Annotated in this window: 1 protein-coding gene; it reads right to left on the bottom strand. The window is 55.8% G+C overall.

All coding sequences use genetic code 11. The features are described 5' to 3' along the window. Window positions 1-205: terminase small subunit (locus HEN33_RS26085; protein ID WP_078314281.1), on the bottom strand; the 205-nt coding region annotated here is incomplete at its 3' end. Window positions 206-224 lie beyond the last annotated feature (19 nt).

Genomic DNA, 224 nt, shown 5'->3' with positions numbered 1-224 from the left:
TCTGCCGGTAAACAGGAACCTCATCCACCTCCACCGTTTCGCACTGTTTACGGGCTATAAACGCGAGCACCTCCGGATCTTTTGCCAGCTGCGAGCCTTTAACCCTGGCGGTCTTCGCCGAATAACCGGCGGCAATGGCTGACGCTGTTTTGTTTTTCCCGGACATGAGCGCCAGCGCAAATTTTCGTTTTTGCGTTGTCAGCACAGCCTCCTCCCGGGTCCAT

Origin of the sequence: Escherichia sp. 94.0001, assembly GCF_013369155.2 — a bacterium.
GTDB lineage: Bacteria > Pseudomonadota > Gammaproteobacteria > Enterobacterales > Enterobacteriaceae > Escherichia > Escherichia coli_F.
The sequence above is the reverse complement of the archived record's forward strand: the minus strand, read 5'-3'. Positions and strand labels throughout refer to the sequence as shown.